1 protein-coding gene is annotated in these 590 nt (G+C 68.1%); it reads right to left on the reverse strand.

What is annotated here, in order from left to right; translation table 11 throughout:
* Window positions 1-38 precede the first annotated feature (38 nt).
* A partial coding sequence (locus G6R24_RS21285) for an IS256 family transposase (RefSeq protein ID WP_192029234.1) occupies window positions 39-590 on the reverse strand: 552 nt, incomplete at its 5' end.

Consider the following 590-nt stretch of genomic DNA (forward strand, 5'->3'; position numbering starts at 1 on the left):
GGGACTGTCAAGATAACGGTGTAACTGGGTTAGTGGATCTACTTGCGGCCGGTGGTGAGCCGGCCGTCGAAGGCGATGTCGAAGGCGTTGAGAGCGCTCTTCCAGCGGATGATCCAGCGTCGGCGGCCCTGGCCGGTGGGGTCGAGGCTCATGACCGCCAGGTAGATGCATTTCAGGGCGGCGGTCTCGTTGGGGAAGTGGCCGCGGGCGCGCACGGCCCGGCGGATCCGGGCGTTGACACTCTCGATGGCGTTGGTGGAGCAGATGACCCGGCGGATCTCGACGTCGAACGCGAGGAACGGGGTGAACTCGGCCCAGGCGTTCTCCCACAGCCGGACGATCGCCGGATACTTCCCGCCCCAGGCTTCGGCGAACTCGAGGAACCGTTCGGTGGCCGCGGCCTCGGTCGGGGCGGTGTAGACCGGCCGCAGCGCCTTGGCGATCGGATCCCAGTGCTGGCGGGCGGCGTAGCGGAAGCTGTTACGCAGCAGGTGGATCACGCAGGTCTGGACCACGGTGCGGGGCCAGGCCTGCCCGACCGCGTCGGGTAGGCCCTTGAGCCCGTCGCAGACGGCCATGAGTACGTCGTC

This window comes from Candidatus Frankia nodulisporulans (assembly GCF_902806475.1).
GTDB lineage: Bacteria > Actinomycetota > Actinomycetes > Frankiales > Frankiaceae > Frankia > Frankia umida.